Source organism: Streptomyces niveiscabiei (genome assembly GCF_001419795.1).
Taxonomy (GTDB): domain Bacteria; phylum Actinomycetota; class Actinomycetes; order Streptomycetales; family Streptomycetaceae; genus Streptomyces; species Streptomyces niveiscabiei.
Genome location: NZ_LIRL01000355.1, coordinates 1 through 15,160, shown reverse-complemented (window position 1 = coordinate 15,160; position 15,160 = coordinate 1). Strand labels below are relative to the sequence as shown.

Annotated in this window: 10 protein-coding genes and 1 pseudogene; 5 read left to right on the top strand and 6 right to left on the bottom strand. The window is 71.0% G+C overall.

Translation table 11 applies throughout. From position 1 onward, the window contains the following. Window positions 1-863 (top strand): DUF5954 family protein (locus AOK24_RS18095; protein ID WP_055721113.1); only part of this gene is annotated, 863 nt, incomplete at its 5' end. Window positions 864-885: 22 nt separating this feature from the next. Here AOK24_RS18095 and AOK24_RS18090 read toward each other — a convergent pair. Beyond that, complete coding sequence (locus tag AOK24_RS18090) at window positions 886-1,773, bottom strand: rhomboid-like protein (protein ID WP_055721116.1); 888 nt, start codon at window positions 1,771-1,773, stop codon at window positions 886-888. A 220-nt stretch (window positions 1,774-1,993) separates the two neighbouring features. Here AOK24_RS18090 and AOK24_RS18085 point away from each other — a divergent pair, with 220 nt between their 5' ends. From AOK24_RS18085 to AOK24_RS18070, 4 genes are all read left to right on the top strand, one after another. After that, a complete protein-coding gene (locus AOK24_RS18085) occupies window positions 1,994-2,728 on the top strand; it encodes a spermidine synthase family protein (RefSeq protein ID WP_240553989.1) in 735 nt (244 codons plus the stop codon). 121 nt (window positions 2,729-2,849) lie between these two features. Continuing rightward, on the top strand, window positions 2,850-3,590 hold the full coding sequence (locus tag AOK24_RS18080; protein ID WP_055721112.1) for a response regulator transcription factor: 741 nt from the start codon (window positions 2,850-2,852) through the stop codon (window positions 3,588-3,590). Then, window positions 3,587-4,690, top strand: coding sequence for a sensor histidine kinase (locus AOK24_RS18075; protein ID WP_055721111.1), 1,104 nt, complete (start codon window positions 3,587-3,589; stop codon window positions 4,688-4,690). Before AOK24_RS18080 ends, AOK24_RS18075 begins: the two co-directional genes overlap by 4 nt. Window positions 4,691-4,927: 237 nt before the next feature. Continuing rightward, complete coding sequence (locus AOK24_RS18070; protein WP_055721110.1) at window positions 4,928-8,725, top strand: multifunctional oxoglutarate decarboxylase/oxoglutarate dehydrogenase thiamine pyrophosphate-binding subunit/dihydrolipoyllysine-residue succinyltransferase subunit; 3,798 nt, start codon at window positions 4,928-4,930, stop codon at window positions 8,723-8,725. A 65-nt stretch (window positions 8,726-8,790) separates the two neighbouring features. Here AOK24_RS18070 and fxsT read toward each other — a convergent pair whose 3' ends face one another. The 5 genes and pseudogenes from fxsT to AOK24_RS18050 form a co-directional block, all read right to left on the bottom strand. Beyond that, window positions 8,791-11,799, bottom strand: a complete 3,009-nt coding sequence (gene fxsT / locus AOK24_RS18065; RefSeq protein WP_055721114.1) for an FxSxx-COOH system tetratricopeptide repeat protein — start codon at window positions 11,797-11,799, stop codon at window positions 8,791-8,793. Window positions 11,800-11,953: 154 nt separating this feature from the next. After that, window positions 11,954-13,303, bottom strand: a complete 1,350-nt coding sequence (locus AOK24_RS18060; RefSeq protein WP_055721109.1) for an aKG-HExxH-type peptide beta-hydroxylase — start codon at window positions 13,301-13,303, stop codon at window positions 11,954-11,956. Beyond that, window positions 13,300-14,448, bottom strand: a complete 1,149-nt coding sequence (locus tag AOK24_RS18055; RefSeq protein WP_055721108.1) for an FxsB family cyclophane-forming radical SAM/SPASM peptide maturase — start codon at window positions 14,446-14,448, stop codon at window positions 13,300-13,302. Before AOK24_RS18055 ends, AOK24_RS18060 begins: the two co-directional genes overlap by 4 nt. A 120-nt stretch (window positions 14,449-14,568) precedes the next feature. Further along, a complete protein-coding gene (gene fxsA, locus AOK24_RS45020; protein ID WP_063799474.1) occupies window positions 14,569-14,724 on the bottom strand; it encodes an FxSxx-COOH cyclophane-containing RiPP peptide in 156 nt (51 codons plus the stop codon). Between the two features lie 14 nt (window positions 14,725-14,738). After that, window positions 14,739-15,160 (bottom strand): annotated as a pseudogene (locus tag AOK24_RS18050) (SAV_2336 N-terminal domain-related protein); the annotation flags it as partial.

Below are 15,160 nucleotides of genomic sequence, written 5' to 3'. Positions count from 1 at the left end.
GGGTGGCGGTGCGGGAGGGCGAGGGGAGGTGGCGGGTGAAGATGGCGCTGGTGGACGGCATGCCCCAGATGGCCCGCGACGAACTCCACTCCCACCTCTGGTTCGCCGCGAAGGACGACACCGACGACCCCGCGGAGCGCCGCGCGCTGCTCGCCGCCGTATCGGTCCTGGAGAAGGAGCCGGCGAACGAGGTCGAGGCGCTCGGCGTGCGCTACCGCATCGTGCGGGGCGACGAGTTCGCGTGGAGCGGCGAGTACGGCCTGGAGCCGCCGAGGCCGACCGACCTGGAGCCCGCCGACCCCGACTGGGACGCGGCGGACGGCCCCTCCCCCGACGTCGGCTTCGTCCTGGACCCGACCCGCGACGACAGCCCGATGGCGGGCGCCCTGCGCTTGGGCCTGCGCGAGTTCAGCTACGTCGGCACCCGCTTCGACGCGGACGCGCAGGACGACTCGCGGCGCGCGGTGACGACCCACCCCGACCTGGTCCGCCTCCCCGTCGGCTTCGCGATCGTCGAGCGCGACGAGAAGGGGTGGACGGCGTGCAGCTCCCCGAAGGCGACCCCGCACGAGGCACGGCGCTGGCTGTACCAGGCGATGACCCGGTACTGGCCGCTGCTGCACCGCGACGACGACGCCCGCCGGGCCGAGTACACCGACGGCGCCGAGGAGTTCCGCTCGGCGGGCCGGGCCGACGAGGCGACCGTCGCGGGCCGGCACTTCCGCGTGTGCCGCGTCGAGAGAGTCGTCCGCATGGGCCCGGACGGCCCCGAGACGCCCCGCCCCTCGGACGTCGACCAGTACGGCCCGTCGAAGATGCACCCGACCCTGCTGGAGGACGGCACGGTGATCCACGAGGACTGAACGAGCCCCGCGGGACCAGCGTTCACACGGCGAGCGCCGTACGCCGTACTCCCCCCGTACTCCACCTCCGCACCCACCGCCACATCCCGACCCCCACGCCGAGCGCGATCAGATGCCCCCAGTTGCTCACCGGGTCCGTCATGTTCACGAGGTCCTGGAGCAGCGTCCCCCCGAACAGCACCAGCACGGGCCACCGCACCCACGGCCGCAGCAGCCCCGTCACCGCGCCCAGGCTCGCCGCGACCCCGAAGCTGATCCCGTAGTCGAACCGGTGCAGCGAGCTGTCCGGCAGTTCCCCGACGAGGACGGCGAACCCGACCGGCAGTTCGGTCGCGAGCGTCGCGACGACATGGCCGGCGAGGAAGACGAGGGCGGTGCGCGGGCCGCCGATGCGCCGCTCCAGGGCGGTCAGTACGAGGAGGAAGACGGCGACGAAGGGCGAACCGAGCCCTCCGGCCACCCACGCCGCGCTCGCGAGGAGCACCAGCACCGGCGCCTGCACCAGATGCGTGACGTCCGTGCTGGACGCCTGGAGCACATCGTCCACCCAGGAGGGGTCCGCGTTGTCGGCGACGTACGAGGTGACGGCGAGCAGCACGGCGTACCAGAAGGTGAACGGCGTACCGGTGGGCGTGGGCAGGAGCCGCCACATACGGGGAAAGACCCGAACGGGAACGTCCCCGACCCCGGGCACCGGCTCGACGGCGCCGGCACAGCGCACCGGATCGGCCGCGCCCACCACCGGCACAGGCACCGGCACCGGCACCGGATCGACCGCGCCGGACACAACAGCCGGCTCAGCACCCCCCGCCGCTTCCACCCCCGCCCGCAGCCGCTGTCTCGGCACCCCGTCCAGCAGCGCCCCGGGAACCGACAACTCCCCCGCTTCAGCCGTCTCGGTACGTTCCACCGTGAGGCGCTCCTTCCGTTCCGGCTCCACCTTTCGCGCCCCACACCCTCGCTGTCTGTGACTCAGGCCACGTAAGAGCGGATTCTCAGCAAGCTCTCAAGCAAGCACCCACCCCGAACAAGCAGGTACCCATCCCGAACGAGCCAGCACTCACCCCGAACGCGCCCCCGGCCGGTGAAATTCCGTCGGCCACGGCCGCCCAGGCTGCCAGGATGGGCCGATGCCGCAACCGACGCCACCGCAGCCGTCACCCTCCGTGCACACCCCTCTGTACGGCACCGACCCGGACACCCCGGAGATCCTGGACCGCCGGGAGGGCCCCTACGGCGAGGTGGTGCTCCGCAGACACGGCACCCTCCTCCAGATCATCGCCAACGGCTGCTTTCTGATGGACACCTCGGACGGCCGCTCGGAGCGCCTGCTCATCGACGCGGCGTGGCAAACACTCGACAAAAACCGCACCCCACACCCCACGCTCCTGATCGGCGGACTCGGCGTGGGATTCTCGCTCGCACACGCCGCCGCGAACCCGGACTGGGCGCGGATCACGGTCGTGGAACGCGAGCGGGCGGTCGTCGACTGGCACACGGACGGCCCGCTGGGCGCCGTGTCGCGGGCCGCGCTCGCCGACGGGCGCACGGACGTCGCCGTCACCGACCTCCTGGATTTCCTGGGTGAGACATCGGACACGTTCGACGCGCTGTGTCTGGACATCGACAACGGCCCGGACTGGACCGTCACCGAGGGCAACGACAGCCTGTACGGCCCCGCCGGACTCGCGGGCTGCGCCCGGGTGTTGAGACCGGGCGGGGTGCTCGCCGTATGGTCCGCGCAGCCCTCGCCCGACTTCGAGGGAACCCTCTGGAATGCCGGGTTCCGGGGGGTGCGTACCGAAGAGGTGCCCGTTGCCCGAGGCGTTCCGGACGTCGTACATCTCGCCGTCCGGCCTGGATAGCAAAGCGATGGTGACTCCCCGTACTCTGCTCACCTGACGCCGATCATTCATGCGTCGGTCGCAGTCATGCGCAGACATGGGATCACCCCACGGATTCCGGAAAGCACCCCAGGGGCGGGCGATGGAGCAGACACACACCTCGCAGAACGGCACGACGACGGCTACCCCGGGCGCACAGCGCCGCGTCCTGGTCGTCGAGGACGACCAGACGATCGTCGACGCCATCGCGGCCCGACTGCGCGCCGAGGGATTCCTCGTGCAAACGGCCGGAGACGGTCCGGCGGCGGTCGACACGGCCGAGGCATGGCAGCCGGACCTGCTGATTCTCGACATCATGCTGCCGGGTTTCGACGGCCTGGAGGTCTGCCGCCGCGTGCAGGCCCAGCGGCCCGTCCCGGTGCTGATGCTCACCGCGCGCGACGACGAGACCGACATGCTGGTCGGGCTCGGCGTCGGCGCCGACGACTACATGACCAAGCCGTTCTCGATGCGGGAGCTGGCCGCGCGCGTGCACGTGCTGCTGCGCCGGGTCGAGCGGGCCGCCATCGCCGCCGCGACCCCGCGCTCGGGCATCCTGCGCCTGGGCGAACTGGAGATCGACCACGCGCAGCGCCGGGTGCGGGTGCGGAGTGAGGATGTTCACCTCACGCCGACCGAGTTCGACCTCCTGGTGTGCCTGGCGAACACCCCGCGCGCGGTGCTCTCCCGCGAGCAGCTCCTCGCCGAGGTCTGGGACTGGGCGGACGCCTCCGGCACCCGCACGGTCGACAGCCACATCAAGGCGCTGCGCCGGAAGATCGGCGCCGAACGCATCCGGACCGTCCACGGGGTCGGGTACGCGCTGGAGACCCCGACGCCATGAGCGGCGGGCCGGAGGGCGGGCCGAGAGGGGAGCCCTGGGCGGGAATGCGGCCGTTCTCGATCAAGACCAAGCTCGGGGCACTCGTCGTCATCTCGGTGCTGATCACGACCGGGCTGTCGATGATCGCCGTGCAGACGAAGACCGAGCTGCGGTTCATCATGGTCTTCTCGATGATCGCGACGCTGCTGATCACCCAGTTCGTGGCGCACTCGCTGACCGCGCCGCTGGACGAGATGAACCACGTCGCGCGGTCCATCTCGCAGGGCGACTACACGCGCCGGGTGCGCGAGAACAGACGCGACGAGCTGGGCGACCTGGCCGAGACGATCAACGTCATGGCCGACGAGCTGGAGGCGCAGTACCAGCAGCGCAAGGAGCTGGTGGCGAACGTCTCGCACGAGCTGCGCACCCCGATCGCGGGCCTGCGCGCCGTCCTGGAGAACGTGGTCGACGGCATCGCCGAGGCCGATCCGGAGACGATGCGCACGGCCCTGAAGCAGACGGAGCGCCTGGGCCGCCTGGTGGAGACGCTCCTGGACCTGTCCCGCCTGGACAACGGCGTCGTCCCGCTGCGCAAGCGGCGTTTCGAGGTGTGGCCGTATCTGTCCGGTGTGCTGAAGGAGGCCAACATGGTCGCCTCGGCGCGCGCGGGGATGGCCTCGGGCTCGGGCAACCACACCCGCTCCGACGTCCACCTGCACCTGGACGTCTCGCCGCCCGAGCTGACCGCGCACGCGGACCCCGAGCGCATCCACCAGGTCGTCGCGAACCTCATCGACAACGCCGTGAAGCACTCCCCGCCGCACGGCCGGGTCACGCTGAAGGCACGCCCGGGCGCGCTGCCGGACTCGCTGGAGCTGGAGGTCCTGGACGAGGGCCCGGGCATCCCGCGCTCCGAGTGGCACCGCGTCTTCGAGCGCTTCAACCGGGGCGCCGTACGCCGTCCGCACGGGCCGGGCAGCGACGGGGGTACGGGGCTTGGGCTCGCCATCGCGCGCTGGGCCGTCGATCTGCACGGCGGCCGGATCGGGGTGGCCGAATCGGAGCGTGGCTGCCGAATTCTGGTCACCCTTCCAGGGGAGTCCCACATCGGCGGTTGACGTACAGTTCGATCATCGTCGGGCAGTAAAGGTGCCGGACCTGCGTCATCGTGGACGAAGAGAAGCCGTTTCGGGCGGAACCCCGCTTGTTTCCCGCCATTTCTGATGGCGAAACACGGCGTTCGATGTGACTTACACGACGATGCGGCGGCCCGGCCTCTCCTTCTCGGTCTTGGAGGCGTAGCCTTTATTCCCGCTGTCCATCACCTTGTGAAGCGGAAGAGGGCGGTTGCCGCCGTGTCGTCACAGTCCCCCAGTAACGGATCGAGCACCTCGACCGAAGCGGACCGAGCGGGTACGAATCCCGCCGCCGCCTTCGGACCGAACGAGTGGCTTGTCGACGAGATCTATCAGCAGTACCTCCAGGACCCGAACTCGGTCGACCGGGCCTGGTGGGACTTCTTCGCCGACTACAAGCCGGGGGCCGCCGAGACCGCCGCCCCGGCTGCGGCGGGCACTGCGGCCGCGGGGGCCGCAGCGACCACCACGCCCACGGCACCTGTCACCCCTGCCACCCCTGCTCCCGTTCCCGCGGCGCCCGCAGCGCCGGCCCCGGCCCCGGCTCCCCAGCCGGCCGCGCCGGCCGCCGCCGCTCCCGCCGCACCCGCACCGAAGCCGAAGGCCGCTCCCGTGACGACCCCCGCCGCGCCCGCGCAGGAAGCCCCCGAGGGCCCCGAACTCGTGACCCTCCGCGGCCCGGCCGCCGCCGTCGCGAAGAACATGAACGCCTCCCTGGAGGTGCCCACGGCGACGTCCGTGCGCGCGGTCCCGGTGAAGCTGCTCTTCGACAACCGCATCGTCATCAACAACCACCTCAAGCGCGCCCGGGGCGGGAAGATCTCCTTCACGCACCTCATCGGGTACGCGATGGTGCAGGCCATCAAGGCGATGCCGGGCATGAACCACTCCTTCGCGGAGAAGGACGGCAAGCCGACCCTGGTCAAGCCGGAGCACGTCAACTTCGGCCTCGCGATCGACCTGGTGAAGGCCAACGGCGACCGCCAGCTCGTCGTCGCCGGCATCAAGAAGGCCGAGACGCTCGGCTTCTTCGAGTTCTGGCAGGCCTACGAGGACATCGTGCGCCGCGCCCGCGACGGCAAGCTCACGATGGACGACTTCACCGGCGTCACGGTCTCCCTGACCAACCCCGGCGGCCTCGGCACCGTCCACTCCGTGCCCCGCCTGATGCCCGGCCAGTCCGTCATCATGGGCGTCGGCTCGATGGACTACCCGGCGGAGTTCCAGGGCACCTCCCAGGACACCCTGAACAAGCTCGGCATCTCCAAGGTCATGACGCTCACGTCGACCTACGACCACCGGGTCATCCAGGGCGCCGCCTCCGGCGAGTTCCTGCGCATCGTCGCGAACCTCCTCCTCGGCGAGAACGGCTTCTACGACGACGTCTTCAAGTCGCTGCGGATCCCCTACGAGCCGATCCGCTGGCTGCGCGACATCGACGCCTCGCACGACGACGACGTCACGAAGGCCGCCCGCGTCTTCGAGCTGATCCACTCCTACCGGGTCCGCGGCCACGTCATGGCCGACACCGACCCGCTGGAGTACCAGCAGCGCAAGCACCCCGACCTGGACATCACCGAGCACGGCCTCACCCTGTGGGACCTGGAGCGGGAGTTCGCGGTCGGCGGCTTCGCCGGCAAGTCCCTGATGAAGCTGCGCGACATCCTCGGCGTGCTGCGCGACTCGTACTGCCGCACCACCGGCGTCGAGTTCATGCACATCCAGGACCCGAAGCAGCGCAAGTGGATCCAGGACCGCATCGAGCGCTCGCACTCCAAGCCGGAGCGCGAGGAGCAGCTGCGCATCCTGCGCCGCCTGAACGCGGCCGAGGCCTTCGAGACGTTCCTCCAGACGAAGTACGTCGGCCAGAAGCGGTTCTCCCTGGAGGGCGGCGAGTCCGTCATCCCGCTGCTCGACGCGGTCATCGACTCCGCGGCCGAGTCCCGCCTCGACGAGGTCGTCATCGGCATGGCCCACCGCGGCCGGCTCAACGTGCTGGCGAACATCGTCGGCAAGTCGTACGCGCAGATCTTCCGCGAGTTCGAGGGCAACCTCGACCCGAAGTCGATGCACGGCTCCGGCGACGTCAAGTACCACCTGGGCGCGCAGGGCACGTTCACCGGTCTGGACGGCGAGGAGATCACCGTCAGCCTGGTCGCGAACCCCTCGCACCTGGAGGCCGTCGACCCGGTCCTCGAAGGCGTCGCGCGCGCCAAGCAGGACATCATCAACAAGGGCGGCACGGACTTCACGGTCCTGCCCGTCGCGATCCACGGCGACGCGGCCTTCGCGGGCCAGGGCGTGGTGGCCGAGACCCTGAACATGTCGCAGCTGCGCGGCTACCGCACCGGCGGCACGGTCCACGTCGTCATCAACAACCAGGTCGGCTTCACGGCGGCCCCCGAGTCCTCGCGCTCCTCCATGTACGCCACCGACGTGGCCCGCATGATCGAGGCGCCGATCTTCCACGTGAACGGCGACGACCCCGAGGCCGTCGTCCGCGTCGCGCGGCTCGCCTTCGAGTTCCGCCAGGCGTTCAACAAGGACGTCGTCATCGACCTCCTGTGCTACCGCCGCCGCGGCCACAACGAGTCGGACAACCCGGCGTTCACGCAGCCGCTGATGTACGACCTGATCGACAAGAAGCGCTCGGTGCGCAAGCTGTACACCGAGTCCCTGATCGGGCGCGGCGACATCACCCTGGAAGAGGCCGAGCAGGCCCTCCAGGACTACCAGGGCCAGCTGGAGAAGGTCTTCACGGAGGTCCGCGAGGCCACCGCGCAGGGCTCCGCCGGCGCGTCCGCCGACCCGCAGGACGGGTTCCCGGTCGCCACGCCGACCGCGATCTCCACCGAGGCCGTCAAGCGGATCGCCGAGTCGCAGGTCAACATCCCGGACCACATCACGGCCCACCCGCGCCTGCTGCCGCAGCTCCAGCGCCGGGCGGCCATGGTCGAGGACGGCACGATCGACTGGGGCATGGGCGAGACCCTCGCGATCGGCTCGCTGCTCCTCGAGGGCGTCCCGGTCCGGCTCGCCGGCCAGGACTCGCAGCGCGGTACGTTCGGCCAGCGCCACGCCGTCATCATCGACCGCGAGACCGCCGAGGAGTTCACGCCGCTGAACTACCTCTCGGAGGAACAGGCCCGCCTGAACGTCTACAACTCGCTGCTCTCCGAGTACGCGGCCATGGGCTTCGAGTACGGCTACTCGCTGGCCCGCCCGGACGCGCTCGTCATGTGGGAGGCGCAGTTCGGCGACTTCGTCAACGGCGCGCAGACCGTCGTCGACGAGTTCATCTCCTCCGCCGAGCAGAAGTGGGGCCAGACCTCCGGCGTCACCCTGCTGCTGCCGCACGGCTACGAGGGCCAGGGCCCGGACCACTCGTCCGCCCGCCCGGAGCGGTTCCTCCAGATGTGCGCGCAGAACAACATGACGGTCGCCATGCCGACGCTGCCGTCGAACTACTTCCACCTCCTGCGCTGGCAGGTCCACAACCCGCACCACAAGCCGCTGGTCGTCTTCACCCCGAAGTCGATGCTGCGTCTGAAGGCCGCGGCGTCGCAGGCGGAGGAGTTCACGTCCGGTCAGTTCCGGCCGGTCATCGGCGACTCCTCGGTCGACCCGAACGCGGTCCGCAAGGTCGTCTTCACGGCGGGCAAGGTCTACTACGACCTCGACGCCGAGCGGCAGAAGCGCGGCATCACGGACACGGCGATCATCCGGATCGAGCGCCTCTACCCGCTGGCGGGTGCGGAGCTCCAGGCCGAGATCGCCAAGTACCCGAACGCCGAAAAGTACCTGTGGGCGCAGGAGGAGCCGGCGAACCAGGGTGCCTGGCCGTTCATCGCGCTCAACCTGATCGACCACCTGGACCTGGCAGTCGGCGCGGAGGTCCCGCACGGCGAGCGCCTGCGCCGGATCTCGCGCCCGCACGGGTCGTCCCCGGCGGTCGGTTCCGCGAAGCGGCATCAGGCGGAGCAGGAGCAGTTGGTGCGTGAGGTGTTCGAGGCGTGAGCCTCGTGCCTTAGCGCATGAAGAAGCCCGGCCCTGAAGAGGGCCGGGCTTTCTCGTGTCTCAGGTCAGTTCAGCAGCGGTTCGAAGTCCCAGTAGGGACGGATCCGGGAGCGGGCCGAGATCGTGTGCGGGTGCTGACGGCCGAGGGTGGACTCGAAGTCGGAGAGGACTTCCTGCTCGACCTTCTCGGCCTGCCGGCGTTCGCGGAGGTTGCGCAGGTCGGCGGCGTGGGCGACGCGGGCGGAGAGCGTGAGGGGGTGGGTGCGGCCGAGGGATTCGGTCGCGTTCGCGATCGTGGCGCGGCTGAGGGTCTCCGCCGACTCCGTGTCGCCGACGAGGTTGCGCAGGGCGGCGGCGTTGAGGGCGGTGCCGACGGTCCAGGGGTGGGTGGCGCCGAGGCGCGCGGTCATGTCGGTGAGCGCCTGTTCCAGGATCGCGTGGGCGTGGTCGCGTTCGCCGACGTTGCGCAGGATGAGCGCCTGGTTGGAGCGGGTGCCGACGAGGAAGGGGTGGGTGTCGTCCAAGGTGAGTTCGTAGCGGGCGACGATGGACTCGCTGAGCTCGCGGGCCTCGTCGATGTCGCCGTGCTCGCGGATGAAGCAGCTCTGGGCGATGGCGGCGATGAGGGTGGTCGGGGAGTTCTCGCCGAGGACGCGCTCGGCGCGTTCGAGGACGCTCGTGAAGAGAGGTCCCGCCACGTCGCGGTTGCCGCCGCGGTAGAGGCACATGGCGTGGTTGTGCTCGGCGTACAGGGTCATCGGGTTGTCGTCGCCCATGACGATCCGGTACTCGTCGACGTTGCGCGTCTGCACCGATTCGGCCTCGGCGTACCGGCCGAGCAGGCGCAGGTCGACCGAGTACGACAGCTCGGACTGGAGGGTCCAGGGGTGCCGGGCGCGCAGCAGGTTGCGGCGGGCCTCCCAGGCCCTGCGGTCGGTGTCGAGGGCCTCCTCGTACCGGCCGAGCATCCGCAGGGACACGGCGAGGTTGTTGATCGCGTTGAGGGTGCGGGAGTCCTGGTCGCCGAGGAGGTCGCGGTAGGCGACGAGGACCCACTGGGACAGCTCCAGGGCCTCGCTGTACCGGGCGAGCCCCCGCAGGTCCCCGACGAGTCCGTTCGCGGCCCGCAGGTGTTCGAGGTCCTGCGGCCCGCGTGCCTCGCGCAGGTGCGCGGCGGCGGCCCGGTTGAGCGCCTCGCTGCTCGCGTAGTCGCCGGTCGACCGCAGCAGGTTGCAGTAGTGGTACGACAGGTCCCAGATCCGCGGGTGGGTCTCGCCGAGGAGTTCGCGCCATGCCTCCATGGCGCGCTGTCCGAGCTTCATGCCGGACCGGTACTCGCCGGAGAAGTACATGTAGCGCAGGCAGTTGAGGACGAGCTGCTGCACGTCGGGGTCCTTGGTGCGCAGCACGTCCGCGTACTTGAGGTGCGGCACGATCTCCGCGTACGACGGCCACATCCGGGTGTCGGTGGGGCGGCGCGGGTCGGCGACGGCGAGGGCTTTGCGTACGACGTCGATGAACTCCCCGCGCTCCGGTTCGGGCATGTCCTTGTGGACGATCTGGTGGACCATGCGGTGCAGGTAGAGGGAGTCGCCGGTGGTGGCGGGTTCGTCGAGGGAGACCTCGTGGGACTCCAGGCGGACGACGGAGTACTGGCGCAGCTGGTTGATCGCCTTGTTCCACAGCAGCGGGTCGTTGACCAGCCCGGCGACCTGCTCGGGAAGTTCGTCGCCCGGCAGGTCGCGCAGGAGGCGTACGGGGATGAAGCCGGGCGCGAAGAACGTGCACAGCCGCAGCAGGTCGACGGACTCGGGGACGGTCTCGCGGAGTTTGTTCAGCAGTATCGACCACGCGGTCTGGAAGGCGACGGGGAAGTCCGCCGACACCTTGACGACGTCGGAGTCGATGCCGCCCTCCAGGAGGGCGATGTAGTCGCGCACGGACAGGTCGGAGTCGTTGAGCCAGCCCGCCGTCTGGTCGAGGAGCAGCGGCAGGTCCTCCAGGGCGTCGGCGAGCTGATCGGCCTCGGTCTCGGAGAGCCGGGGGGCGCGGCGCCGGACGAACGCCACGGACTCGTCCCGGGAGTAGACCGGGATCTCCACCAGCTTGCTGTTGTGCTCGGACCATTCGGGGTTGCGGGAGGTGATCAGGACGTGTCCGGGTCCGGTCGGCAGGAGGTCCCAGATCTGCTCGGGTTCGTCGGCGCCGTCGAGGACGAGCAGCCAGCGGGAGTACGGCTCGCCCCGGCGCAGCGCGTCGCGGACGGCGCGCAGCCGCTCGCCGTACTCCTGGCCGGTCTGGAGGTCGAGCTTGGGGGCGAGTTCGGCGAGGAAGCGCCGGTAGGTGACGCGTTTGTCGGCGTTGACCCACCAGACGACGTCGTACTCGGAGCCGAAGCGGTAGACGTACTCGGTGGCGAGCTGGGTCTTGCCGACGCCGGACATGCCGTGCAGGGTGACGACGCCCGCGCCGGGTTCGGCGCTCTGGAGGATGTGGTGGATGTCGTTGAGGAACGGCTCGCGGCCGGTGAAGCGGGTGTTGCGGCGGGGTACGCCGCCCCAGACGTCCGGCATCGCGGCGGGGAAGCGGGGTCCGCGCCGGCCGTCGACGCCGTTGGCGTGCGGGTCGTAGGGCAGGTCGAGGCGGTCGAAGAGGCGGCGTTCGGCCTCGTCGGCGCCGAGGTTGATGAGGTTCTCCGCGGCGAGGACCGTCACGGCCTGCGGGAGCGGGGCGTTGGTGAGGGAGACGGCGGCGAAGCGGGACGGGTCGGGGGCGACGACCTCGCGCAGCGCCGCGTTCCACTCCTCGTGGCTGCGCGGGCCGAGCTGAAAGTACCACTCGCTGACCAGGACCAGGATGCGGCCCTCGGAGAGCATCAGGTCACGCAGCAGGTCCGGCAGCGGCACCTCGGGCGGGGCGTCCCAGCGGACCAGCACGACCCGGACGCCGTTGCGCTCCAGGCGGTCGGCGATCCAGGCGGCCCAGGCCCGGTTGAAACCCGCGTAGCTGATCGTGACGGTCGGCCGTGGGGTCCCCCTCTCGGTGGACCTGACCGGTGTGCGGGCTCCAGACAAGGCGGCCTCCAACGCGTCGTTCCAGGAAAAATCGTAGGGCCTCGGTGTGCCGCCCGTAAGGTCCCGGGAGACGGCGGGTGGACGTCGGGGCAGGGAGATCTTCGCGCAGGAGCCCGTACGCGCGCGGGCGTTTGACCACTCGTCCTCCGTCCCCTCACTCGTTCGGGCGTCCTTGAGCGGAAGCGTGCCGTTGTGTCCACAGCGTGCGTGCGGCGTGCACGTACGCCTGGGCGCGCGCCTGCTGGCCCCGGGGTGCCGGGTACTCGCGCATGCGTTCGTGGGTGTCGGCCATCGCGTCGACGAACAGCCGTCCCCGGACGGTGAGATCGGGTGATCCGACGAGCGCGGGCAGGGCCGCGCCGACCATGGCGTGGCAGCGGGCGTGCTCGGTCCAGGCCCGCTCGCGGTGCGCGGGGTCGGTGAGGGCGAGGCGCTGCTGGTAGTCGGCGATCGCGAGGTGGGAGTAGGTGCCCTGGAGGAGGCCCTCGAAGGGGCGGGGGTCCTGCCGCCAGGGTGCGAAGTACCGTTCCTCGCCGTCGGCTTGATGGAGTGTCATCAGGTCGGAGAGCGCGGAGAGTTTAGCGTGGTGCAGTTCGTGGACGATGGTCGAGGCGAACGACACCGGTCCGGGTGGCAGGTTGCTGAGCAGCGCTCCGAACGCCTCCCGCCGGGTCGCGCTGCTCGTCCCGCGCGCGGCGGCGATGTCGGGCGGCGCGGTGAGCGGCACCAGGCAGCGCAGCAGCGTCAGCGCTTCCCGCACCCGGTGCTCCCCGCCGGTCCGCAGCGCCTCCCCCGCACCGGACCACACCTGCGCCCACCGCTTGCGTCCGGTGTCGTCCAGCACCACCGCCTCCCCCAACCCGACCCGGCGGCGCGGCGTTCGGGTCGTGCGGTACGGGTCGAGGTCCTCCAGCGGCACCAGCGGCGCGCCGGGCACCAGGCCGGGCAGCGCGTGCGCGGGCAGCCAGGCTCCCGAGGCCGACCAGGCGCCGACGTCGGGTTCCGGGTGCACGGCGACGTCGAGCTCGCCGACCTGACGAATCGTCATTCGTCCATTTCTGTAAGCGACTTCGACCTCTCCTTCGGTCCGCAGCGCTCCGAGGGACGGCAGGACGAGCATCCCGTCGTACGCCGTGGTGCGGAGCGTGAAGTCGAGTCCCGCCCGCACCGCGCAGGCGGCGGCGATCGCCCCCAGGTGACCGAGGGCCTGCGGTTGTCCGGGGTTGCGGAGTGTGTGCCAGGCCCAGGAGCCGGTGAGGGGGTGCAGGAGGCGGGCGCGGACGGGGGTGACGGCGTGCTCCGGTCCGGCCACCCGTGCGGACGCGGCTCTGTCGGCCTGCGTCAACAGGTCCCAGGCGTCCCGCAGTTGACTTCCCGCTGCGTCCAGCACGGCGCGTACGACGAGCAGTTGGCGGCGGTGCTGGTCACGGACGAGGAGGCCGAGGGTCTCGGGGTCGGCGCCGGTACGGCCGAGGTCGGCGACGGCGGTGTCGGAGAGGGTCATGGCGCCCCCTTCCCGGTGACGGCGGCGAGCCGGTCGGCCACATGCCGGATGAAGTGCTGGAGGTCGGCGCAGTACACGGACGGGTTGCGGAAGCCGTGCCCGGCACGGTAGCGGTGGGCGTAGTGGCCGCCCCCGCAGACCCGCAGCAGGGGGCAGCTCCGGCACTGTTCGGCCAGCGCCGCCGCACCCGCCTGCCGGTCGGCGACCGCCGGAAGGCGCAGCGCGTCGTCGAAGGGGTGATGAAAGACGTCGAGCCCGGTGCGAGCGGCCCCGTCGTACGCCGACTTGAGGGAGTCGACCTGCTCGATCGTCCCGTCGGTCTCCACGACGACGGAGTCGAAGGGGGCGAGGCCGAGCGCCTCGATACCGGCGGCCCGGCCCAGCAGCAGGGCGAGGCATGCCTCGAAGAGCCGGACATGGGTCTCGCGCCGCCCGGCGGCCCACCAGCGGTCGAAGACGGCGGCGAGCCACTCGCCGTACCGGCCCAGGTGGTCGGGCGGGGCCGACCAGTTGCCGTGCGGGAGCAGCAGGTCGAGGGTGGGTGGCCGGAGTTCGACGAGCGAGTCGTACGTCCGGACCGGGTCGAGCGTCGGGTCGACGACCGTCAAGATGCCGCCGTACGCCTCCGGGAACCGCTCGGCGAGGAGCCGGGTGCCGCGTGCGGCGGCGGGCCAGGAGGGGCGTCCGGCGTGGTCGACGCGGCGGGTGTTGTGCGCGGCGGTGCCGCCGTCGAGGCTGACGCCGACCCGGATGCCGGCGGCGGCGAGGGCGGTGAGCCGGGGCTCGGTGAGGAGCGTGGCGTTGGTCTGGACGACCGGCCGGACCGTACAGCCGTCGGGCACGCGCGCGCGGACCCGGTCGGTGAAGCGGGCGAGCGTTCCGGTGCCCGCGAGGAGGGGTTCGCCGCCGTGCAACACCAAGGAGATCTCGGCGAGTTCGTGGCTGCGGGCGTGTTCGGCGATGCGGTCCGCCGTACGGTCGAGGACGCCGTCGGAGGCGCGCCGGGGGCGGGTGCGCCAGGTGCTGTCGGGGCCTTCGTAGAGGTAGCAGTAGGTGCAGGCGAGATTGCAGCGGCTGTGCACTTTGACGATGAACTGCCGGAACGGGACAGCGAGTTGCACGGGAGCGGCCAGGCGTCCAGTCACTCTGCACCCCCCATGCGTGCGCGGCTGTCCCTCACGCGTGTTCCCGCGATCCGGCTCCGGACACACCCCGACGTACGAAATGTGACCGGTTCACGCGGTGGATCGACCGAAAGGTTCAGGTCACAGCGCGCTGGAGAACCCTCCCCACAGCATCTCGGTGGGCCGGGCAGCCCGGTCCACGAGGTCGGCGACAAGTTCGCGCAGCACCGGATGGTCGGTGGTCCTCAGCTCTTCCAGGTCGAGGGAGAGCAGGTCGGGCAGGTCATCGTGGTTCACGGTGTCCCCTTAGGTCATTCCAGCGCCGCCAGGCGCTCGGCCGTGTCCTGCGGTGTCGGCCGGTCCGGGACGACGCTGTCCTCGGGCAGCCGCGCCCACTCGGCCCGCGCCGCGCGGTAGGCATCGCGGGCCGCGCGGGGCCGGGTGGCCGCTTCGTAGGACATACCCCGCCAGTGGTGCGCCTGCGCGCGAGCGCGGACACATTCCTGGCGGCGCCGCTCGGTACCGGCCAACTCCTCCGCCTCGCGGGCCGATTGAGCCGCGTCCCGGAAGACGTCGACGGCGAGGTCGAGCCGGGTGGGCCGGCGCAGGCTGCGGTACGCCTCGTACTGGACCTGCCCGAGGTCGAGGAGGCAGTGCGCGGCGAGCAGCGGGTCGTCGGCCTCGTCGGCGGCGAGCCCGAAGAGGTGCTCGGCCTCGCGCAGGTCGACGCGGT

Bases quoted from the DNA above. Each gene is read 5' to 3' on its own strand.
- AOK24_RS18085 (WP_240553989.1), top strand. From the start codon at position 1,994: ATGCCGCAACCGACGCCACCGCAGCCGTCACCCTCCGTGCACACCCCT.
- AOK24_RS18080 (WP_055721112.1), top strand. From the start codon at position 2,850: ATGGAGCAGACACACACCTCGCAGAACGGCACGACGACGGCTACCCCG.
- AOK24_RS18075 (WP_055721111.1), top strand. From the start codon at position 3,587: ATGAGCGGCGGGCCGGAGGGCGGGCCGAGAGGGGAGCCCTGGGCGGGA.
- AOK24_RS18060 (WP_055721109.1), bottom strand. From the start codon at position 13,303: ATGACCCTCTCCGACACCGCCGTCGCCGACCTCGGCCGTACCGGCGCC.